Origin of the sequence: Autumnicola edwardsiae (assembly GCF_031846505.1) — a bacterium.
GTDB lineage: Bacteria > Bacteroidota > Bacteroidia > Flavobacteriales > Flavobacteriaceae > Autumnicola > Autumnicola edwardsiae.
Genome location: NZ_JAVRHP010000006.1, coordinates 24753 through 46779, shown reverse-complemented (window position 1 = coordinate 46779; position 22027 = coordinate 24753). Strand labels below are relative to the sequence as shown.

Sequence of the window (22027 nt, the reverse complement as noted above, 5' to 3'; positions counted from 1 at the left end):
CGATATTTGCCATTTTTAAAGCACTTCTTAAATAGCTTAAAAACATGAAAAACAACATTTTTAAATTAACTGCGTTGCTTTTTGCAGCCGTTTTCCTGGCCTGTAACTCCACTCAGGATAAAACTTCAACAAATTCTGCCGTTCAGGACGCAGAAATGGCCGGTTTTGAGGTTTCAGAAGCCAAAATTGAAGAAAATTTAGGCTTTTTAGCTTCAGATGAGCTCCAGGGAAGGGCCACGGGGACTGAAGGCATAGAAAAGGCCGCAACTTTTATTGAAGAATACTTCCGTGAGCATAATGTAGAACCCTATTTTGAAGATTACCGGGACCGCTTTGAAGTTGAAGGGAAAGAGGCATTTAATGTTGTAGGTTTTTTAGAGGGTAATGATCCGGAATTAAAGGATGAATTTATAATAATAGGCGCTCATTACGACCATATTGGCTTCGGTGAAGCTGTGGGCAACGATTCTATTGCAAACGGAGCTAACGACAACGCCGCGGGCACTGTCGCGGTGATGGAACTGGCCGGAAAGTTTGCTGAAACGGACAATAATGGCCGGAGTTTGCTGTTTATCCTCTTTTCTGGTGAAGAATTGGGCCTTACGGGCTCTGAGCATATTGCGCAGAAGTTAAAAGCTGAAAATCTTGATCTGTACGCTGTGGTTAACCTGGAAATGATTGGTGTTCCCATGCAGGGAAAGGATCATTTGGCATATTTAACCGGTTACGAAAATTCAAATTTTGCTGAAAAGTTTAATGAATACGCCGGGGAGAAGGTCTTGGGTTTTTTACCGCAGGCTAAGGAATACAACCTCTTTCAGCGGAGTGACAATTATCCGTTTTTTGAAGAATTTAATGTTCCGGCACAAACCATTAGTACTTTCGATTTTACAAATTATGAATATTATCACCACGTTTCTGATGAGGCCGATAATATGAATTTTCAGCATATGGCCAATTTAATAGAAGCGATCTTTCCCGCAATATCAAAAATGACAACTACTGAAGAAAAAGAAATAAAATTGAATTAAAATGAAGCATGTGATTATCACCGGAACAAGCAGGGGAATTGGTTTTGAACTAACCAAAAAATTTGCTGAAGCAGGCCATAAAATTCTTGCCCTCTCCAGGGATACGAAGCCTGTTTCCAACCTTCATCTTAAGAATGTAGAAGTACTAGCCTGCGATATTACGAAAAAAGAAGATCTTGAAAAAGTAAGCAGGTTTGTTTCTTCAGAATGGGAAAAAGTTGATATTCTTGTCAATAACGCGGGGATGCTCATCAATAAACCTTTTCAGGAACTTAGTCTGGAAAATTTTAACAGCGTCTATCAAACAAACGTGATGGGTGTGGTGGGGCTCCTTCAGGAAATATTGCCTTTTATGAAGAAGGATGCTCATGTGGTGAATATAAGCACGATGGGCGGTGTACAAGGGAGCATGAAATTTCCTGGATTATCGGCCTATAGTTCCAGCAAAGCCGCCATAATTACTTTAACTGAGTTACTTGCTGAAGAATATAAGGAAACTGGACCTTCTTTTAACGTTTTAGCCCTGGGAGCAGTACAAACAGAAATGCTGGAAGAGGCTTTTCCCGGTTATAAAGCACCACTTTCTGCAGAAGAAATGGCAAAATACATTTTCAACTTCAGTTTAACAGGAAATAAATTCTACAACGGCAAATTATTACAGGTTTCCAACAGTACTCCATAAATTTTAATGAAGCATATTCTTGAGAAATATTTGCCCAGTCATGCGCTGGAGCCCGTTTTTGTGCTTATTCAGTCCAATAATGTGCACCTTAAAATTGTAAATGAACGCAGGACAAGGCATGGCGATTACCGGAAAATGCCAGACGGAGTACAGCAAATTACCATAAATGCGAACCTGAACAAATACCGGTTTTTAATTACCTTAATACACGAAATCGCGCACCTGGTGGCTTTTAACGAGTTCGGAAGGAATATTAAACCCCACGGCGCCGAATGGAAGATCACATTCCGCAATTTAATGCTTCCGTTTATTCGCCCTGAAATTTTTCCGACGAAACTTTTGCCCGTGATTGCCAACCATTTTCGTAATCCGAAGGCAAGCAGCGATACCGACGCGAGACTTTCTGTAGCTTTAAAAAGTTACGACCCACAGAACGATAAAAATTATATCTTCGAAATTCCTTTTGGAGGTGTTTTCAGAATTTACAATGGAAAGACTTTTAAGCGGGGCCCAAAAAGGATTAAGAGGTACGAATGTTTGGAAATTTCAACAGGAAAGGTTTACTTATTTCAGCCAAATGCTGAAGTAGAACTGTTAAAAAATTAATCAGAATTTAGATGAATAGTAACTATTATGCGATATTAATGGCCGGTGGGGTCGGTTCCAGGTTCTGGCCTGTGAGCACTTCTGCCTGTCCCAAGCAATTTCAGGATATTTTAGGCGCCGGTGAAACCCTTATCCAGACAACCTTTGCCCGCCTTTTAAAAATAGTTCCGCAGGAAAATATCTACATTCTTACCAACGCGCGTTATGAGGAAACTGTAAAAGATCAAATTCCCGGGATTAAACAGGAGCAAATTGTATTGGAACCGGTGATGCGCGATACGGCGCCCAGCATTTTGCTTGCTGCTCTCAAAATACAAGAAAGGAACAAAGATGCCAAAATGATAGTGGCACCCAGCGACCATTGGATACAGGGCGTAGATAAGTTTGTTGATGACCTTAATTTTGCTTTTGAAGCTGTTGATGATAGTGACAAACTGGTAACGCTGGGGATAAAACCAACTTTTCCAAACACAGGTTACGGATATATAAAATTTGAACAGTCTGAAGATAAAAGGCTTATTCCTGTAGAACAATTTACAGAAAAACCCACCTTCAAAAGAGCGGAAAAATTTCTGGAAGAAGGTAATTATGCCTGGAACGCCGGAATCTTTATCTGGAATGTATCTTCAATAATTAAAAACTTTGAAAAGTATCTTCCTGAGATGTTTAATCTTTTTCAGAAGGGAAAAGACTATTGGAATACAGAGGAAGAACAGGGGTTCATAAATGACAATTATCACCTTGCCAACAAAATTTCGATAGATTACGGCATTATTGAAAAAGCCGAAAATGTCTTTATGATCCCGGCCAATTTTGGATGGAACGACCTGGGGACCTGGGGATCTTTACAGGAGCAACTTCCGCAGGATGATGCCGGTAATACAGTAATAAATGCACGGTTGCTTCCATTTGAAGCTGAAGGTAATATTGTTAGGGCAGAAGAAAACAAAATTGTCGTCCTGGAAGGTCTTAAAGATTACATAGTTCTGGAGAACGAGCAGGTACTGCTTATTGTTCCGAAGAAAAATGAACAGGCGATAAAGGAAATACGACAAAAGGCAATAGAAAAGTTTGGGGATAAACTTGGTTAACAGATGGAAAACAAAGAAAATTCTTCAACTGATCCCGGAAGCGGGAACAGCAATGCAAAGCTCTCTTCAGACGCAAAACATCTGATAAAACACTCCCGGTCGTTCTTTTCAGAATTACTGGATATCCTTACCGACACCGACAGGGAGACCACCATAGAAATGGTGAAGAAAGATATTTCTTTTAAAGGGCATAACGCCTGGATCCTTATTTTCTCAATTTTTGTGGCTTCCATAGGTCTTAATGTAAGTAGTCCTGCCGTAGTAATTGGAGCGATGCTAATTTCTCCCCTAATGGGACCAATTGTTGGAGTTGGCTTGTCTGTTGCCATTAATGACATCGATACTTTAAAGCGTTCACTAATCAATCTTGCGGTAATGGTAGTGCTAAGCGTTTTAACCGCCTACCTCTACTTTCTTATTTCTCCAATTGAACAGGAGACGCCTGAACTTGTAGCGCGTACCTATCCTACAATCCTGGATGTTCTTGTGGCGATCTTTGGTGGTTTGGCTCTAATCGTGGCCAAGACAAAAAAAGGGACTATTGCCAGCGTAATTATGGGGGTTGCTATTGCGACAGCCCTTATGCCACCGCTCTGTACAGTGGGTTATGGTTTAGCCATTGCCAATTGGGAATATGCCGGGGGAGCTCTCTATCTTTTTGCCATAAATTCTGTTTTTATAGCCCTTTCTACATTTGTGGTGGCAAAAATCCTTGGTTTCCCATTAGTGAGGTATGCCAACAGTAAGCGGAGAAGAAATACGGCCAGGCTGGCTTCTCTACTCGCCGTCCTTGTAATGATTCCAAGTATTTTTCTGTTTATAAACCTCCTTAGGGAGCAGGTTTTTGTAACCAGGACCAGAGAGTTCGTAGAAAATCAGATCGATTTTCCCGGAGCTGAAGTTGTAAAATTTGCACAGGATTACAAAACTAAATTTGTGGATGTTTACCTAATTGGTCGCCCCGTTCCACAATCACAGATCCAGGACTGGGTGGAAGAAATAAAATCTTTGGATGAACTGCAGGATGTAAACCTTAGAATCCACCAGGGAACTGATCAAAGTTCTGAAATGGCAGAGCGCCTTTCTTCTGAAGTTAGGGCGGGCATACTTGAGGATCTTTATGTGAGGAACCAGCAGGTTGTGGAAGATAAGGATGCGCGTATCCAGCTTCTGGAAAATGAACTTTTGAGGTACAGGGCGGCAGGAATTCCTTTTGAAGCCATAAGCAGGGAAGCGCAAATTAATTATACTAATCTCGAGCAGATAAGTTATTCCAATAATATCGTAACTGATTTTTCACGTATAGATACTATTCCTACTTTTAATGTTAAATGGGATAATTCCCTTCCCAGGAATGCCCGGCAGCGGGAAATGGAAAAACTAAGGGACTGGCTTCAGGTGAGGTTATCTCTGGATACGCTTGCGGTACAATCTCTAAATTGATCTACAGCCCCTGGAGTTGCGCCTGTTTTACTTTTTTAAATAAATCTGAAGAATATACAAAATCCGTTACCGCCTCGTTGTCGGTTTTAAAAATCTCGCTTTTGTCACCTTTCCAGGCAAGTACGCCATCTTTAAGGAAAGCGATATTTTCTCCTATTTCCAGAACAGAATTCATGTCGTGGGTGATTACGACGGTAGTAATATCATATTCTACCGTAAGTTCGTGGATAAGGTTATCTATAACAGTGGCTGTTTTTGGATCAAGTCCCGAGTTGGGCTCATCACAAAACAGATATTTTGGCTTGTTTACAATTGCGCGGGCTATGGCCACCCTTTTTTGCATACCACCACTAATTTCTGCGGGGAATTTTTTTCCGTTACCGGTAAGGTTTACCCTTTCCAGAACTTCATTAACCCTTTCCAGATGATCTTTCTTGCGCCCCTTTTTAAACATTCTTAGAGGGAACATCACATTTTCTTCAACCGTCATTGAATCAAAAAGAGCACCTCCCTGGAAGAGCATTCCAATTTCTTTCCGAAGATCACGCTTTTGCTCCGGATTAAAACTAGAATAAGGTTTTCCGTCATATTCAATAGTTCCTTTTTCCGGAGTAAATAAACCCAGCATAGACTTCAACAGAACACTTTTCCCCGAGCCGGATTGTCCTATAATAAGGTTTGTTTTTCCGGTATCAAATACAAAATTGACCCCTTTAAGGACATCTTGTTCAGCAAAACTTTTATGTAGATCTTTAATTTCTATCATCTTAGCTAAGTAATAATTGGGTTACAACGTAGTTTGTGATAATTATAACAACGCTCGTCCATACAAAAGAGGTCGTACTTGCCTTCCCCACTTCCAGAGATCCTCCTGTCATGTAATAGCCGTGGTATGCAGGAACAGTGGCGAGGATCATGGCAAAGAGGAAGGTTTTGAAAAAAGCATAAAACACCTGAAAGCCTACAAAGTCGTCCTGTAACCCTGCAATAAATTCGTCGGGTACCACAAAGCCGCCCAATACAGCAGATGCGTAAGCTCCTACTATCCCCAGGAACATCGAAATAGCGATAACAAAGGGATAAGTGAGCATCGCAATAATCTTAGGTAAAACTAGATAATTAAGAGAGTTTATACCCATAACTTCTAGTGCATCAATTTGTTCTGTGACCCTCATGGAACCTATGCTGGAGGTAATAAACGAACCTACTTTTCCCGCCATAATAATAGAGATAAATGTAGGGGAGAATTCTAAAATTATGGATTGTCGTGCAGCATAAGCTATTAAAGCTTTTGGTATTAGGGGGTTATTAAGATTTAAAGCGGTTTGAAGAGCAACTACTCCTCCAATGAAAAAGGATAGAAAAGCAACAATCCACAATGAACCTATTATAAGTTCATTTATTTCTTTAAAAATTAATTCTTTCAGTACAGAGCGTTTGGTCATTCTCCCAAACACCCCTTTAATCATTAAAAAGTATTCACCAATAGAATGCAGATAACCCATCCAACAATTTTTGTAAAGCTAAAATACAAAAAAGTAGCACGAAAGTATTTAACGTAGAATTAAAGTTTATGGCTTTTAGTTTATTAATTTTGGGCTTCTGAATAAATTCAATATGAAACGGTTACTTTTTTTACTTATGGCGTTAATCTGTACATTTCCGCTAAGAGCACAGGAAAATGACAGGAATAAAACAAAACTGGTGGTTGGTATAGTGGTAGACCAAATGCGTTACGATTACCTCACCCGCTTCTGGGACCGGTATGGCGATGAGGGATTTAAAAGATTGGTTAACGAGGGCTATAACTTTAAAAACAACCACTTTAATTATGTCCCTACCTATACAGCTCCCGGCCATGCGTCTGTTCACACTGGTACCGGTCCTGCAAACCATGGGATAATCGGAAATAACTGGTACAATAAATTTGAGGATGAACTGGTCTATTGCACAGGGGACGAATCTGTGGAACCCATAGGTACAAATTCTAATGCGGGAAAAATGTCTCCACATAGAATGAAAGTTACCACTATTGCAGATCAAAATCGTTTGCACACTCAAATGCGGGGTAAAACCATTGGAGTTTCGATAAAAGACCGTGGATCTATACTACCTGCGGGCCATACAGCAAATGCGGCATACTGGTTTCTTGGAGGCGATGAAGGAAAGTTCATTACCAGCTCTTTTTATATGGAAGAATTGCCAAAATGGGTTAAGGACTTTAATAATTCCAATGCTGCGGAATCTTATTTTAAGACCTGGAATACGTTATATCCTGTGGGAAGTTATATAGAAAGCGGCATAGATGTTAACAATTTTGAATATGGATTTAAAGGTAAAGCAGATGCTTCGTTTCCTTATGATCTTGCTGCATTAAGAAATGATAACAGCGGATTTGATCTCATTACACAAACTCCCTTTGGAAATGATCTAACGCTGGATTTTGCATTGGCGGCGATAAAAGCCGAAGAACTTGGACAGGATGAAGATACAGATTTTCTTGCCCTTAGCTTTTCCAGTACCGATAAAGTGGGCCATAATTTTGGTGTAAATTCCAAGGAAATTGAGGACACTTACCTTAGATTGGATAAAAATATTGCCACCTTACTACAATATCTGGACGAAAATATAGGTAAGGAAGCCTATACCGTTTTTCTCACTGCAGACCATGGTGGAGGGGACGTTTCTGCATATCTGGAATCTGTGAAAATCCCTGCAGGATATTTTAATTCCGAAGATTTTATAGAAAACTTACATACTTATGTGATTGGGGAATTTGGGGAAACCAATCTTATTTCAGAAATTTATAATGATCAGGTTTTCTTCAATTATGAGGCGCTGTATGATGCGGAGATTAATGCTGACGAACTTGAAGATAAAATAGCACAATATATTCTTAAGCAGGATCAGATAGACCGGGTTTATACACGTTCTCAATTGGAAAATGGGAGTTATACAAGAGAAATGGGAGCTGCAATCCAGCAGGGTTTTAACCAAAAGCGCAGTGGCGATGTAGTTTACGTACTCGATCCCGCGGTGGTTTCTTATTCCAAAAAGGGCTCTATGCACGGTAGCGGCTTTACCTACGATACCCATGCACCGCTTATTTTCTTCGGAAATGGTGTTCAGCATGGCAGTACTACAGAGCGTTCGGAAATTGTGGATATTGCCCCAACCGTTTCGGCCCTGCTGGGAATTTCTTTGCCTAATGCAGCTACCGGTAAGCCACTGTATATGATGCTGGATCGAAAGGAATTATCAGAATAATTTTTTCCGGATATTCTTCCAACGGAAGTTTCTTATAAAGCGGCCTTCTTCTTCAGAAACAAGGAAAGGCTGCTTTTCTTTTTTAGCTTTAGAATAACCGGCAAGATATTCCTGAAGGATTTCCGCATCCTTGTAGTTTATACTCATTTTTAGAGCGCTGAGAAAAGCCAGTTTAAAGCCGTACCTCATTTTATATAGTGCTTCCCCCTGAAGTTTCTTTGCCTCCGGATTATAAGATTTGCCCGTGGGCCGCAGGTGCTTTACCTTCAGGCCGGGGATGGTTAACGTTCGAAAATTGTAATATTTTGCCAGCAATTCATCTACCGTGTCCCAGCCAATAGAAGCTTTTAATCCGCCGATTTTCTCAAAACATTCTGCTGAGTATAATTTTACAGGACCACGTATATGTTCTTTATCTGAAATCTTCTCGTGCACCCATTCTGATTTTTTATTTTGAACATAAACATTTCCGGCGCACATTCCCAAATCGGGATGTTTCTGAAAGTTTTTTACTATTTCCTGAAAATAATCTGGAGGAAGTAAAACATCTGCATCAAATTTTCCTATAAGATCGTAATTTCCGTTGCTGTGGGAAAGTCCGAAATAAAAATTACTAATTATTTTTGAGCCCGGCATGTGCAGGGATTCAGACTTGTGCCTGTACGCCTTGATCCAGGTATGTTTTCTACTAAACTCCTGCGCAACCAAAAAAGTTTTGTCTGTAGAATTGTCATCGGCAATAATTAATTCATCCGGCTGCCTTGTCTGGCTCACAAAAGAAGAAAGGCAATCTGCAATATTCGCTTCTTCATTATATGCCGGAATGATAATGCTGAGTTTCATGCAGGAATTTGCTTCAATTTTAATCCAAATATGAAGAAAAACATCCAGTTCTTTACAGGCTTCTGCTTTCTTTTTATCAAATCAGTTTTCGTTCAGCAGTATGAGGTAGGCTGTTATAAAAAAATACAAAATTCTTTACAAAATTTTAAGTGAGGAGGTAAAAACGGCAAATATCAGCCTAATCCGATGATTTTCACTTCCGTTCAGCGTACACCGCGTAATAACGCGGAGTAAATTTTCGTAATAGCGGGCGTATACCAATCTTTTTGACGGGATTAGTCCATTTTTTGGTCTTCTTGATCTCCCAGCCGGCCTTTTCTAATAACCAGTCGAACTGCCAGTCTTCGAATTCGTGATAATGACGGTCCCTCTTGTCTGTTTTACTCCTGTAGGCACTGGAAAACCACAATTTTAACGGAATAGTAGCTACCAGCTTCTCTGCCTGTATGTCTTTTAAAACATTATATGGAGCCACAAGGTGCTCAAAGATTTCAAAGGCGGTTACCACATCAAAATTGCCATTTTGGACTGCGCTTGTTTCTACATCCAAATCTTCGCCCATAGTATTTTCTACGGAATAGTTATGCTCCCGCATAATTTTTACAAATGGATTTTCTACACCTAAATCCAGGACCCTGGCCGGGGCCGGTACATTTTCCTTTAGAAAATCCATGGTTTTACGATACCTCTTATGCGGAAAATTATTTTCGTACATACTAATTAATATTCGTATACGATGGCATTAATGTTCATTCCCGCACCAACACTGGCCAAAATAACCACATCTCCTTTTTCCAGTGCCTGGTCTTTCATTTCTCCTTTTATTACCAGGTCCAGAAGGGTAGGCACGGTAGCCACGCTACTGTTCCCAAGTTCACGAATGGTCATTGGCGTTACGTTTGCAGGGGCTTTTTTTTCATACAATTTATAGAAACGATCTATAATGGCATCATCCATTTTTTCGTTTGCCTGGTGAATAAAAACCTTTTTTAGATCATCTATGGATTTACCACTGTTGTCGAGACAGGATTTCATAGCCTGCGGAACGTGTTTTAAAGCAAATTCGTAAATTTTACGTCCGTTCATCTTGATATACCGCACATCTTCAGGAGATTCGGTATTATTTGATTTTCCGAAGTAGATATAGTTCGCTTCTTCGTAAGAGTAAGTGGCGCTACTGTGACAAAGGATTCCTCCCATTTCTTCTGAAGCTTCCACAACTGCTGCCCCGGCACCATCAGAAAAAATCATGGCATCCCTGTCGTGCTTATCTACGACACGTGATAAAGCTTCGGCACCTATAACAAGGCACTTTTTTGCCATTCCGCAGCGGATAAAAGCTTGTGCCTGGATCATTCCTTCAATCCAGCCCGGACAGCCAAAAAGTACATCGTAACCAACGCAGGATGGATTTTTTATCTTCAATTCGTACTTCACGCGGGTAGCCATACTGGGCACCGTGTCACTTTGGAGGCTCTGGAATTTCACATCGCCATAATTATGCGCAACAATAATATAATCTAAGGTTTCGGGATCAATTTCCGAGTCTTTAATCGCCTTTTCTGCAGCGATAATTGCCATTTGGGAGGTGGTGAGCTCTTTATCAAGATATCGCCGCTCCTCAATTCCAGTAATGGCTTTAAATTTCTTTATTGTAGTTTCATTATCGTGCGGAAAAGTTGAACCGTCTGTATTGAAAAACTCGTGTTGATGAAAGTCGGCATTTTTCGTGATCACATTTGGGATATAACTTCCCGTACCGGTAATTTTAATATTCATCATGCATATTCTGATTATTGGCTTCTAATTTAACGAAATTTTAATAAATGTGTCGTTTACCGTGTAGGATAATTACGATGTCTGAAGAGTATTTCTTTTGCTGAAAAAAGAGGCTGTCTCAAAATTACAGTTTTCGGTAAACTGTTTTTTGATACAGCCTCTTTCTGCTTCCGGATTTCAATGTATTGAATTCCTGAAATTTATTCCGAATAAAAATTATTCCTTGCCTTTAGAAATACCTGCTTATATATTTAAGCATAATCTTCAGTAGGAGGGCAGGTACACATCAGGTTCCGGTCTCCAAAAGCTTCATCTACACGTCTCACACCTGGCCAGAATTTATTTTCGGCAATATAATCTAAAGGATAAGCAGCTTTTTCCCTGCTGTAAGGAAAAGTCCACTCGTCTGATGTTAGCATCTTCAAAGTATGAGGCGCATTTTTTAAAACGTTATTTTCTTCTTCGGCTGAAGTTTCACTAATTTCTTTCCTGATGGAAACAAGGGCATCACAAAACCGGTCAAGTTCGGCTTTACTTTCACTCTCTGTAGGTTCGATCATCACAGTTCCCGCTACCGGAAACGATACAGTAGGTGCATGAAAGCCATAGTCGATAAGCCGCTTCGCAATATCGCTCACTTCTATCCCGTTTGCTTTAAAAGGCCGGCAATCTACAATCATCTCATGGGCAGCCCGCCCTCTTTCTCCGGAATATAATGTTTTATAATGTTCATTTAAACGCTCCTTTACATAATTGGCGTTTAAAATAGCATGTTCTGTAGCTTTCTGAAGTCCTTTGCTGCCAAGCATTTTAATGTATCCGTAGGAAATAAGGCATACCAGCGCAGATCCCCATGGAGCCGAAGAAATAGCGCCAATCGCGTTTTCTCCGCCGGTTTTTATCACAGGATTTCCCGGTAAAAAAGGCGCTAGCTGTTTTGCCACACATATAGGCCCTACTCCGGGACCGCCACCGCCATGCGGAATAGCAAAGGTTTTATGAAGGTTAAGATGGCAAACATCGGCACCTATCGCACCTGGATTCGTAAGTCCAACCTGGGCATTCATATTTGCGCCGTCCATATAAACCTGCCCGCCGTTATTGTGGATAATCTGTGTAATTTCCTTTATGGCAGACTCAAATACGCCGTGAGTGGAAGGATAAGTAACCATCAAAGCAGCCAGGTTATCCTTATGTTTAATCGCTTTTTCCCGAAGGTCGTCCACATCTATATTTCCGTTTTCACTGGCCTTTGTCACTACCACCTTCATCCCCGCCATTACTGCAGAAGCTGGATTTGTTCCGTGAGCAGATGATGGTATCAGGCAAATATTACGATGTCCTTCCCCAATCGATTCCTGGTAGGCACGAATCACCATGAGACCGGCATATTCTCCCTGCGCACCGGAATTTGGCTGAAGTGAGGTAGCCGAAAAACCTGTGATTTCGGTTAATTGATCTTCCAGGCGCTTAAGGACGATCTGGTAACCTTCTGCTTGGTCTACAGGTGCAAAAGGATGAATATTTCCCCATTGCGGATTGCTTAACGGAAGCATTTCTGAAGCGGCATTAAGCTTCATGGTGCAGGATCCAAGAGAGATCATAGAATGTGTAAGTGATAAATCCTTTCGTTCCAGCTTTTTAATGTAACGCATCAATTCTGTTTCCGAACGGTAAGAATTAAAAACATCATGAGTTAGAAATTCAGTTTTCCTGCTTAATTCTTTTGGAATAGCTTCATTTTCCAGAAGTTCTACCAGAGAATCACATTCTTTTCCTGCAACTTCAGCGAAAACGGCAATTATTGCGTTAAGATCTTCTAGCGTGGTGGTTTCATTTATTGAAATAGAAACCGTTTCTGAATCTGGATAATAAAAATTAATTTCATTTTCTTCAGCTATAGTTTTTACGGCTGCAGAATCGGCTTTAAACCTTACCGTATCAAAATAAGTAGTATTTATCTGCTCAAAACCTAACTTTACAAGTTGAGCGGAAAGGTTTGTTGCGGAATAATGCACCGTGTCGGCAATATACTTAAGTCCATCAGGACCGTGATACACTGCATACATCCCCGCCATAACTGCAAGTAAAACCTGTGCAGTGCAAATGTTGGAAGTTGCTTTATCCCTTTTGATATGTTGCTCCCGGGTTTGTAGCGCCATTCTCAGGGCATGGTTTCCATCTACATCTTTGGTTACACCAATAATTCTTCCGGGTAAGTTCCTTTTATATTCTTCTTTTGTGGCAAAATATGCAGCGTGCGGTCCGCCGTAGCCAAGCGGAATTCCAAAACGCTGAGTGGTTCCCACCACAACATCTACTCCCAGTTCTCCCGGAGCTTGTAATTTTACAAGGCTTAGAATATCTGCTGCAACGGCTATTTTAATATCAGCTTCTTTACATTGAGAAACAAATTCTGTGTAATTGTGAACCTGCCCGTATTTCCCGGGATATTGAAGCAGCACTCCAAAAAATTCTGAAGAAAATTCAAATTCCTGATGATTTCCTATAACCAAATCGATCCCTAAGAAATCTGCCCTGGTGCTTAAAAGGGAAATGGTTTGAGGTAAAGTTTCTTCAGAAACAAAAAATTTATTTACATCATCTTTTTTCTGCTTTCTGTCCCTAACCGCGTGCAATAAGGCCATGGCCTCGGCTGCTGCTGTAGATTCGTCCAGGAGGGAAGCGTTTGCAATCTCCATCCCGGTCAAATCGCTTACCATGGTCTGGAAGTTGAGTAGCGCTTCCAGCCTTCCCTGCGCGATCTCTGCCTGGTAAGGTGTGTAGGCGGTGTACCAACCCGGATTTTCCAAAACATTACGCTGTATAACAGCCGGTAAAATTGCCTGGTGATATCCTAAACCAATATAAGTTTTGAAAATTTTATTTTTGGCAGCCAGTTGCCCGATATGCTCGGCATATTGATTCTCACTTAAGGCAGCCGGTAAGTTTAAAGGAGATTTTAGCCGAATGTCGTCCGGAATAGTTTCGTAAATTAACTGGTCCAGAGAGTCAACTCCAATAGTGTCCAACATTTCTTTTAGTTCGCTTTCCCTGGGGCCAATGTGGCGCAGTGCAAAAGAATCTGTTCTCATAAATATCGTTGTGGTTTTGTGCCGCGAAAATACGGATTTTAAATCTAAAAATTTATCATTTGAGGCTTTACAGATGTTAAGATTTAAGTCCTGCTGCTGGTGCATTTATTATGCTTAATTTTGACTATGGGTTTTCTCAAAAATTCTATAGATCTCTATATAAACAGCAGCATTCATGTAGCTTTGGCGGTCGTTTCCCTTAGCACAGTTACCATGCTGGAGTATAATATCTCACCAGATTATGACCTGCTTCTCTTTATCTTCTTCGGAACAGTTACGGGATACAACTTTGTGAAATACGCGGGTATTGCTAAACTAAAGCATTTAAGCCTCACGAGAAATCTTAGGAATATCCAGGTATTTTCGCTGTTTTGCTTTTTAGCGGGAGCTTACTTTTTTTTAATTCAGGACGTTCAAGTAATAGCAGTAGCCATTGTTCTGGGTCTCTTTACGCTATTTTACGCAGTGCCTTTCTTAGGAAAGAAGCGAAATTTAAGAAGCCTTAGCGGAATAAAAGTTTTTGTAATTGCTATTTCCTGGGCCGGGGCAAGCGTTCTGCTTCCAATAGTAAATTCTATGGATGCATTAACAGCAGATATTTTTATAGAATTCCTGCAGCGTTTCCTGCTAATGGTGGTTTTAATGCTGCCTTTCGAGATTAGAGATGTTAAGTACGACGCAACAGCGCTTTCCACACTTCCTCAGCAAATGGGGGTAGAAAAAGCCAAAGTTCTGGGTTACTCGGTTTTAATACTAATTCTTTTACTTGAACTTTTACAGGGGAATGTGATTACAATCAATTTCCTTGCACTGATTTTGATATTAGTAATAACGGGAGTTTTTCTTCTGAAATCGGAAATAGAACAGCATCCTTACTTTTCTTCCTTCTGGGTAGAGAGTGTGCCGATCTTTTGGTTGGTAATTTTGCTGCTTCTCAGGAATTTTGCTTAGCGAGTTCTTCTCTTATTCTTTCTTTCCAAACTTTCTTGTCTACTTTGCTGCAGGTTTTTATATCAGACCTTTTAATAAGTTTTGTGAGGCGGGAATTGCGAGAGGTATATTCTTTACAGCGGCGGCATACAGCAATGTGCATAAGCAATTTCAGTTTATTTATTCTGCCAAGCTCCTTGTACTGGGACTTATCGCAGGAGTTCTCTGCTTTTGAACAGTCAATAAGAAAGAAATTTTTAAACATAATTTAAAACCAGTTTTTTTCGAGACATGCGGCGAGGGATACCCGGGCCCTGTGTATAATTACCCACAGGTTAGACGGGGTGATATTAAACTCATTACAAATTACTTCAGTATCTGCACCATCAATCGTTTTCATTTTAAAAATTGCTGCCTGCTTTTCATTTATTTGATCCAGGCAGTCCAGGATAGCCATTCCCAACTCGGTATTCTCCATTTCATCTTCGGCATTGCGATCTGAATTATCTGCAACCTGCTCTTCCAGCCATTCACCGTCGCTAAAATCGTCAGAATAATTAATATGAACTTCAGCTTTTCCTTTTTTAGAATTTATTTTCCGATAATAATCAATTATTTTCCGCTTTAAGATGGAAATTAGCCAGGTACGTTCACTTGCTTCCCCTTTAAAATTTTTCATCGACTTTAATCCTGCCAGGAAAGTTTCAGAAATAAGATCATTAGCCACCTCGCGGTCGTTCACCCGAACAATCGTATAGTTAAAAAGATAATCTGAATATTTATCCACCCACTTGGTAGGGTCGAGGCTGTGAGCTGGCATAAGACATTTTCTTAATCAAAAATAGGAAAAGAAATATTCAAAAAAGTTATAAAAACGATAAGATTTTATGCTGAAAAGTGCAGCCAATTTCCTTATTAACTGGTAATTGGCTGCGTAATTTTCTTATTCCTTCGGAAGTAATCCTGCTCTTTTTAATAATGCCTCGGGCTGAGGTTCTTTTCCGCGGAATCTTTTATAAAGCGTCATTGGGTGCTCTGTACCGCCCTGTGATAAAATATTTTCCCTGAATTTATTTGCCACTTCCCTGCTGAAGATTCCCTGCTCCTGGAAATATTCAAAAGTATCTGCATCCAGCACTTCTGCCCATTTGTAGGAATAATAACCGGCAGAATAGCCGCCCTGAAAGATGTGACTGAAGGAAGTGCTCATGCAATTTTCGGCAACATCGGGATATAATTTTGTGGGTTCAAAGGCTTTATCTTCATGTGCTTTTACATCGGTGATATCTGTAGGATCTATCCCATGCCAGCTAAGGTCCAGCATCCCAAAACTCAATTGTCGTACGGTGGCCATCCCTTCATGAAAATTAGCCGATTCTTTTATCTTTTCTACCAGTTTCATCGGGATGGTTTCTCCTGTTTTGTAATGCTTTGCAAAAAGCTGAAGTGCTTCTTTCTCATAACACCAGTTTTCCAGAACCTGGCTGGGTAATTCCACAAAATCCCAATACACGTTTGCTCCCGAAATGCTTGGGTAAGTGGTGTTTGCCAATATCCCGTGCAGGGCATGGCCAAATTCGTGGAACAAAGTGGTGACTTCGTTAAATGTCAATAATGAAGGTTCTGTTTTTGAAGGTTTGGTGAAATTACAAACAATGGAAATATGCGGACGCTCATTTTTGCCATTTTTGATGTACTGCGGTTTATAACCGGTCATCCAGGCACCACCACGTTTCCCTTCCCTGGGATGGAAATCTGCATATAAGAGGGCGATAATGTTATTTTCCTCATCGGTTACCTGGTAAGTTTTTACATCGGGATGATATTTATCCACATCGGTTACTTCGGTGAAATTAAGTCCGTAAAGTTTGTTGGCGACAAGAAAAACACCATTTATAACACTTTCAAGCTCAAAATAAGGCTTCAGTTTTTCATCATTAAGGTTAAAAAGCTCCTGTTTTAGTTTTTCGCCATAAAAAGCAGCATCCCATTTTTGTAATTGATCGATCCTATCCAGCTTTTTGGCGAAATTTTCCAGTTCTGCAAACTCCCGGTCGGCAGCAGGCTTTGCTTTTTCCAAAATTTCGTTTAAAAAGCTGTCTACTTTCTCCGGAGTTTCTGCCATGCGCTGCTCCAGGACAAAATGCGCATGAGTTTCGAAGCCAAGTAGGTTTGCACGTCTATGCCTTAATTTGGCAATTTTCAGCACATAGTCCTGGTTATCGAGCTCATCGCCGTGAAATGCTTTGGAACCAAAGGCGAGTGCCATTTTTTTTCGAAGCTCCCGGTTTTCCACATATTTCATAAACGGAATATAGCTGGGATACTGCAGGGTGAAAATCCAGCCTTCTTTTTCTTTTGATTCGGCTACAGATTTTGCTTCTTCCTTAAAACTTTCCGGAAGGCCTTTTAATTCATCTTCATTTGTAATATGAAGTTCAAATTTGTTGGTTTCCTCCAGTACATTTTCCCCAAATTTAAGGCTTAGCGAAGAAAGTTGCTTGTCGATTTCCCTTAGTTCCTTCTGTTTCCCTTCAGGAAGATTGGCACCATTGCGGGAGAAAGCTTTATATTTTTTATCCAACAGTGTTTCTTGTTCTACACTTAGTTCCAGCTGATCCTTAATTTCATATACCTGTTTTACCTTTTTAAAAAGGGCTTTATTCAGGATAGTATCATTTTTAAATTCGGTTAAAAGCGGTGAAACCTCCTGTGCAATTTTCTGGATCTCTTTATTTGTTTCCGCAGAATTTAAATTGAAGAAAATACTGGTTACCCGATCCAGCTGTTTTCCCGAAAATTCCAGGGCAGCTATGGTGTTCTCAAAATTTGCTTCTTCTTTAGAGTTTGCAATACCATCAATTTCTTTACGGGCAGCATCTATCGCAGCCAAAATTGCGGGCTTAAAATGTTTATTCTCTATTTTGGAAAAAGGTGCGTAAGTAAATTCTTCAAGTAAGGGATTATTTGTAGTCATAGGATATTTCTTGACGTTATTAGATTATTTTATGATCGAAATCATATTTTAGATATTTTTTAACTACATTTACGCCTTCTTTAGAAAAGCATTAAGATGTAGGTTACTTTAAAAGTTGTGGATTAATATATTTAGAATGGTTAATAAATAAATTTTACACGTTTAAAAGGAAGTAACTACTACGCAAGCCACACGAAAGTGTGGCTTGTCTTATTTTTTGACCTTTTTGGCGCCTTCTATTACTTTCTCTTTTAACCCTTCTTTATAAACTAAAATTTTATCCTGTGTACATTTATCTGATGCACCAATAATCTGGGCGGCGAGGATTCCGGCATTCTTCGCGCCGTTTAAAGCCACAGTAGCAACTGGAACACCTCCTGGCATTTGTAGGATAGAAAGTACAGAATCCCACCCGTCGATAGAATTACTGGATTTAACAGGAACGCCAATCACGGGAAGAGGAGAGAGTGAGGCGATCATTCCCGGCAAATGGGCTGCCCCGCCGGCACCTGCTACGATCACCTGTATCCCGCGTTCATGAGCATTTTTGCCGTAATCGAATAATTTTTCGGGAGTGCGATGGGCAGAGACTATATCTACTTCAACTTCAATATCAAATCCTTCCAGGATGTCTATTGCGTCCTGCATTACCGGCATGTCGCTGGTGCTTCCCATGATTATTGCTACTTTTCCCATATGTTGATTTCTCGTGCTCACAAAAACAGATGTGAGATAATTGTTATTTTCTAGCTATTACTTTAATCGAATTTTTGACTTCTTCGGCAATCCTTCTCGCTTCATAAATTTGCTCATTTACAATCGTGACGTGCCCCATTTTCCTAAAAGGTCGTGTGATTTTTTTTCCGTAGATGTGGGGCGTTACCCCATCCATCTTCATTATTTTTTCGATATTCTCATAAACCACTTCACCTGTATGATTTTCTTCACCCACCAGGTTTACCATGATTCCGCCTACTTTACTGTCGGTATTTCCCAACGGAAGGTCGAGAATCGCCCGTATATGCTGCTCAAACTGGTTAGTGTAACTGGCTTCTATACTGTAATGTCCACTATTGTGTGGCCTGGGTGCAACTTCATTCACCAGGATTTCATCGTCTTTCGTCTGGAACATTTCAACAGCCAGAAGTCCTACATGTTTAAATGCTTCGGAAACTTTTTCGGCGGTTTTTCTTGCTTTTTCGGCTAGTTCAGGATCTATTCTCGCCGGACAAATCACATATTCTACCTGATTGGCAACAGGATGAAATTCCATTTCTACAACAGGATAAGTCTTTACCTGGCCTGAAGGATTTCTCGCCACAATCACCGCAAGTTCGTTTTTAAACGTAATCATTTCTTCAGCAATACATTCGACTTCGGATAAATCGTTTAAATCTTCTTCAGTTTTTATAACCGCCACGCCTTTGCCGTCGTAGCCGCCTGTTGTACTTTTCCAGACAAAAGGGAATTTTCGTTTCCCTTGCTCAATGTCCTTTAGTAATTCTTTTTTGTTCCTGTAAATCTGAAAAGCTGCTGTAGGAATTTCATTTTCTAAGTAAAAGTTCTTTTGAATTCCTTTATTCTGAATTTTTTCCAGTGTCCCGGCAGAGGGATAAGTTTTTACACCTTCTTTTTCCAGCTTCCTTAGTGCATCTACATTAACTCCTTCAATTTCAAAAGTCAGCACGTCTGCTTTCCTGCCAAAGTTAATTACGGTATCGTAATCCATCAGGTCTCCCTGCTCAAAATAATTGCATGCAATCCTGGCTGGGGCTTCTGCGTTTGGGTCTAAAACATTGGTTTGGATGTCGAATTTCCTAGTCTCGTAGAGCATCATTTTTCCCAGCTGACCGCCGCCGAGAATTCCCAATTTAAAGTCTGACGAAAAATAATTGAGCATATAAATTTCAGTTTCTACAAAAATAATTTTTTAAGGTGGAATGCACTACTTATTCTTATAGAAATCTGATGGTCTGGATGATTGAGAATCCTTATCTTTGCCTCTTTAAAATTTGATGTTTTGATTCAACTTCATGATTTACAATTTGAGCCTTATATTTCCGAAGAAGAGATTGAAGGTGCTGTAGAGAAAATTTCTGCCCGGCTTAATGCCGATTATAAAGACCAAAACCCGATTTTTATTGGTGTTTTAAACGGCTCTTTTATGTTTGCTTCAGAAGTTATAAAGCGCTTCAAAGGAGATTGTGAGGTAAGTTTTGTGAAAATGGGTTCCTATGAAGGGACTTCTACCACGGGAACAGTGAAAACTTTGGTTGGATTAAACCAGAAAGTGGAAGGAAGAAAAGTGGTAATCCTTGAAGATATCGTGGATACCGGAAATACGCTGGAGGAAATTAACAAGATCCTGGAAGCAGAAAATGTGGCCGATTATAAGGTGGCCACACTGTTTTTTAAACCTGAAGCCTACAAGAAATCGTTAAGTATAGCATATATAGGAATTGAAATTCCTGATAAATTTATTGTGGGGTACGGTCTGGATTATGACGGTTTGGGAAGAAACCTTACACAAGTATATAAACGCAAAGAATAAAAAATGACAAATCTGGTACTTTTTGGCCCTCCCGGCGCCGGCAAAGGAACACAAGCTTCAATTTTAAAGGAGAAATATCAACTGGTGCATATCTCTACCGGAGATGTTTTCCGGTACAATATCAAGAATGAAACGGAACTTGGTAAAAGTGCAAAATCTTATATGGATAAGGGGCAGCTGGTTCCCGACGAGGTGACCATAGAGATGCTAAAAGCAGAAGTGGAGAGCAACGAAGGTGCCAAAGGTTTTATTTTTGACGGATTTCCACGAACCCGTGCACAGGCAGAAGCATTGGAGGATTTACTTGCTTCTAAAGAGGAAGAGGTAGATGCGATGGTCGCGCTGGAAGTAGAGGATGAGGTTTTGTTACAGCGCTTACTGGAACGAGGAAAAACTTCGGGAAGGCCAGATGATGCAGATGAATCTGTAATAAGAGAAAGGATAAAAGTATATTACGAAGAGACTGCTATTCTTAAAGAGTATTATAAAAAGGACGATAAATATTACGGAGTAGATGGTGTGGGATCTGTCCAGGAAATCACCGAAAGGCTCAGTGCAGTTATAGATAAACTAGTTTAATAACTGAAGGAAAAGAGGCTGCCTCAAAATGCCAGTTTTCGACATACTGTTTAAAAAGTGACGAAAATAAAACTTGAAAGCCTCAAACCAGAACGAATATGACTGAAGGGAATTTTGTTGATTATGTGAAAATCCACGTTTCTTCCGGGAACGGGGGGAGTGGCTCTGCACATTTACACCGGGAAAAATATATTACAAAAGGAGGTCCCGATGGGGGAGATGGAGGCCGTGGAGGCCACGTGATTATTCGTGGCGATAAAAACCTGTGGACACTTTTCCATTTAAAATTTAAGAGGCACGTTCGGGCTGAACACGGCGGGAATGGCTCAAAATCCAGGAGCTCAGGTTCTGATGGATCAGATGAATATATTGATGTTCCTTTGGGAACTGTGATTCGGGATACCGAAACCCAGGAAATTATTCAGGAGATTACTGAAGATGGAAAAGAATATGTAGTAGCAGAAGGCGGAAAGGGTGGCCTTGGAAACTGGCATTTTAAAAGTTCTACCAATCAAACTCCTCGCTACGCACAACCGGGGATAGAGGGCAAGGAAGTGGATGTTACGCTGGAATTAAAAGTCCTTGCAGATGTGGGGCTCGTTGGATTTCCAAATGCAGGGAAATCTACATTACTCTCTGTAATTACTGCGGCCAAACCGAAAATCGCTGATTACGAATTTACTACTTTAAAGCCTAACCTCGGAATTGTACAATATCGCGACTTTAAAACTTTTGTGGTTGCCGATATCCCGGGGATCATAGAAGGAGCTGCGGAAGGAAAAGGGCTTGGTTATCGTTTTTTGCGGCATATCGAGAGGAATTCTACGTTGTTATTTTTAATTCCGGCAGATGCTTCTAATATTGCCAATCAATATGAAATCCTGGTGGACGAATTGAGAAGGTATAATCCTGAAATGCTCGATAAAGATCGTTTAATTGCTATTTCTAAAAGCGACATGCTGGACGCTGAACTTAAAGCAGAATTAAAGGCTGAGCTCGATGAGAACCTGAATGCAGATTATGTATTTATTTCATCAGTAGCGCAACAGGGACTTACGGAGTTGAAAGACAGGCTTTGGGAAATGCTCAATAGGAAGCCTGACTAAAACCACATTTCTTATCTTTTCATTTTCGGGATAGTTTTTGATTAACT

General features: G+C 40.3%; 20 protein-coding genes. 10 read left to right on the top strand and 10 right to left on the bottom strand.

From position 1 onward, the window contains the following. Positions 1-44 precede the first annotated feature (44 nt). The 5 genes from RM529_RS02380 to RM529_RS02360 are packed head-to-tail and all read left to right on the top strand — an operon-like array spanning position 45 to position 4853. The gene (locus RM529_RS02380) at positions 45-1031 is read left to right on the top strand and encodes a M28 family peptidase (protein WP_311483146.1); all 987 of its coding nucleotides are present in this window, start codon (positions 45-47) and stop codon (positions 1029-1031) included. A gap of 1 nt (position 1032) precedes the next feature. Then, positions 1033-1713 carry an SDR family NAD(P)-dependent oxidoreductase gene (locus RM529_RS02375; RefSeq protein WP_311483145.1) on the top strand — a complete coding sequence of 227 codons (681 nt, stop codon included), beginning with the start codon at positions 1033-1035 and terminating at the stop codon, positions 1711-1713. 6 nt (positions 1714-1719) lie between these two features. After that, entirely contained in the window at positions 1720-2319 is a 600-nt protein-coding gene (locus RM529_RS02370) for a SprT-like domain-containing protein (RefSeq protein WP_311483144.1), read from the top strand. Between the two features lie 11 nt (positions 2320-2330). Beyond that, on the top strand, positions 2331-3410 hold the full coding sequence (locus tag RM529_RS02365) for a mannose-1-phosphate guanylyltransferase (protein WP_311483143.1): 1080 nt from the start codon (positions 2331-2333) through the stop codon (positions 3408-3410). Between the two features lie 3 nt (positions 3411-3413). Beyond that, a complete protein-coding gene (locus tag RM529_RS02360; protein WP_311483142.1) occupies positions 3414-4853 on the top strand; it encodes a DUF389 domain-containing protein in 1440 nt (479 codons plus the stop codon). A gap of 1 nt (position 4854) precedes the next feature. On the opposite strand, the gene RM529_RS02355 is transcribed toward RM529_RS02360, so the two are convergent. Both RM529_RS02355 and RM529_RS02350 read right to left on the bottom strand, forming a co-directional pair. Further along, positions 4855-5619 (bottom strand): ABC transporter ATP-binding protein, encoded by a 765-nt coding sequence (locus RM529_RS02355; RefSeq protein WP_311483141.1) that lies wholly within the window; start codon positions 5617-5619, stop codon positions 4855-4857. A gap of 1 nt (position 5620) precedes the next feature. Continuing rightward, a complete protein-coding gene (locus tag RM529_RS02350) occupies positions 5621-6358 on the bottom strand; it encodes an MlaE family ABC transporter permease (protein WP_311483140.1) in 738 nt (245 codons plus the stop codon). Positions 6359-6470: 112 nt separating this feature from the next. Here RM529_RS02350 and pafA point away from each other — a divergent pair, with 112 nt between their 5' ends. Next, positions 6471-8120 (top strand): alkaline phosphatase PafA, encoded by a 1650-nt coding sequence (gene pafA / locus RM529_RS02345; protein WP_311483139.1) that lies wholly within the window; start codon positions 6471-6473, stop codon positions 8118-8120. Here pafA and RM529_RS02340 read toward each other — a convergent pair. The 4 genes from RM529_RS02340 to gcvP all read right to left on the bottom strand — a co-directional run bounded on the left by RM529_RS02340 (position 8112) and on the right by gcvP (position 13837). Then, complete coding sequence (locus RM529_RS02340; RefSeq protein ID WP_311483138.1) at positions 8112-8963, bottom strand: glycosyltransferase family 2 protein; 852 nt, start codon at positions 8961-8963, stop codon at positions 8112-8114. The genes pafA and RM529_RS02340 overlap by 9 nt on opposite strands. A gap of 193 nt (positions 8964-9156) precedes the next feature. Continuing rightward, a complete protein-coding gene (locus tag RM529_RS02335) occupies positions 9157-9678 on the bottom strand; it encodes a methyltransferase domain-containing protein (RefSeq protein ID WP_311483137.1) in 522 nt (173 codons plus the stop codon). A gap of 5 nt (positions 9679-9683) precedes the next feature. Beyond that, entirely contained in the window at positions 9684-10742 is a 1059-nt protein-coding gene (locus RM529_RS02330) for a 3-oxoacyl-ACP synthase III family protein (RefSeq protein ID WP_311483162.1), read from the bottom strand. Between the two features lie 251 nt (positions 10743-10993). Continuing rightward, a complete protein-coding gene (gene gcvP, locus RM529_RS02325; RefSeq protein WP_311483136.1) occupies positions 10994-13837 on the bottom strand; it encodes an aminomethyl-transferring glycine dehydrogenase in 2844 nt (947 codons plus the stop codon). Positions 13838-13963: 126 nt separating this feature from the next. Between gcvP and RM529_RS02320 the strand changes: the two genes are divergently transcribed. Then, entirely contained in the window at positions 13964-14788 is an 825-nt protein-coding gene (locus RM529_RS02320) for a UbiA prenyltransferase family protein (protein WP_311483135.1), read from the top strand. Positions 14789-15035: 247 nt separating this feature from the next. Here RM529_RS02320 and RM529_RS02315 read toward each other — a convergent pair whose 3' ends face one another. The 4 genes from RM529_RS02315 to RM529_RS02300 all read right to left on the bottom strand — a co-directional run bounded on the left by RM529_RS02315 (position 15036) and on the right by RM529_RS02300 (position 19644). Next, positions 15036-15587, bottom strand: a complete 552-nt coding sequence (locus RM529_RS02315; RefSeq protein WP_311483134.1) for a sigma-70 family RNA polymerase sigma factor — start codon at positions 15585-15587, stop codon at positions 15036-15038. A 123-nt stretch (positions 15588-15710) separates the two neighbouring features. Further along, entirely contained in the window at positions 15711-17744 is a 2034-nt protein-coding gene (locus tag RM529_RS02310) for a M3 family metallopeptidase (protein WP_311483133.1), read from the bottom strand. A gap of 210 nt (positions 17745-17954) precedes the next feature. Further along, the gene (gene purE, locus RM529_RS02305; protein ID WP_311483132.1) at positions 17955-18440 is read right to left on the bottom strand and encodes a 5-(carboxyamino)imidazole ribonucleotide mutase; all 486 of its coding nucleotides are present in this window, start codon (positions 18438-18440) and stop codon (positions 17955-17957) included. A 43-nt stretch (positions 18441-18483) separates the two neighbouring features. After that, positions 18484-19644, bottom strand: coding sequence for a 5-(carboxyamino)imidazole ribonucleotide synthase (locus tag RM529_RS02300; protein ID WP_311483131.1), 1161 nt, complete (start codon positions 19642-19644; stop codon positions 18484-18486). 120 nt (positions 19645-19764) lie between these two features. Between RM529_RS02300 and hpt the strand changes: the two genes are divergently transcribed. The 3 genes from hpt (at position 19765) to obgE (ending at position 21980) form a co-directional block, all read left to right on the top strand. Next, complete coding sequence (hpt, locus tag RM529_RS02295; protein WP_311483130.1) at positions 19765-20295, top strand: hypoxanthine phosphoribosyltransferase; 531 nt, start codon at positions 19765-19767, stop codon at positions 20293-20295. Positions 20296-20298: 3 nt separating this feature from the next. Continuing rightward, positions 20299-20874: an adenylate kinase gene (locus RM529_RS02290; RefSeq protein WP_311483129.1), complete on the top strand. Its 576-nt coding sequence runs from the start codon at positions 20299-20301 to the stop codon at positions 20872-20874. 98 nt (positions 20875-20972) lie between these two features. Continuing rightward, the gene (gene obgE / locus RM529_RS02285) at positions 20973-21980 is read left to right on the top strand and encodes a GTPase ObgE (RefSeq protein ID WP_311483128.1); all 1008 of its coding nucleotides are present in this window, start codon (positions 20973-20975) and stop codon (positions 21978-21980) included. The last annotated feature ends 47 nt before the right edge of the window (positions 21981-22027 follow it).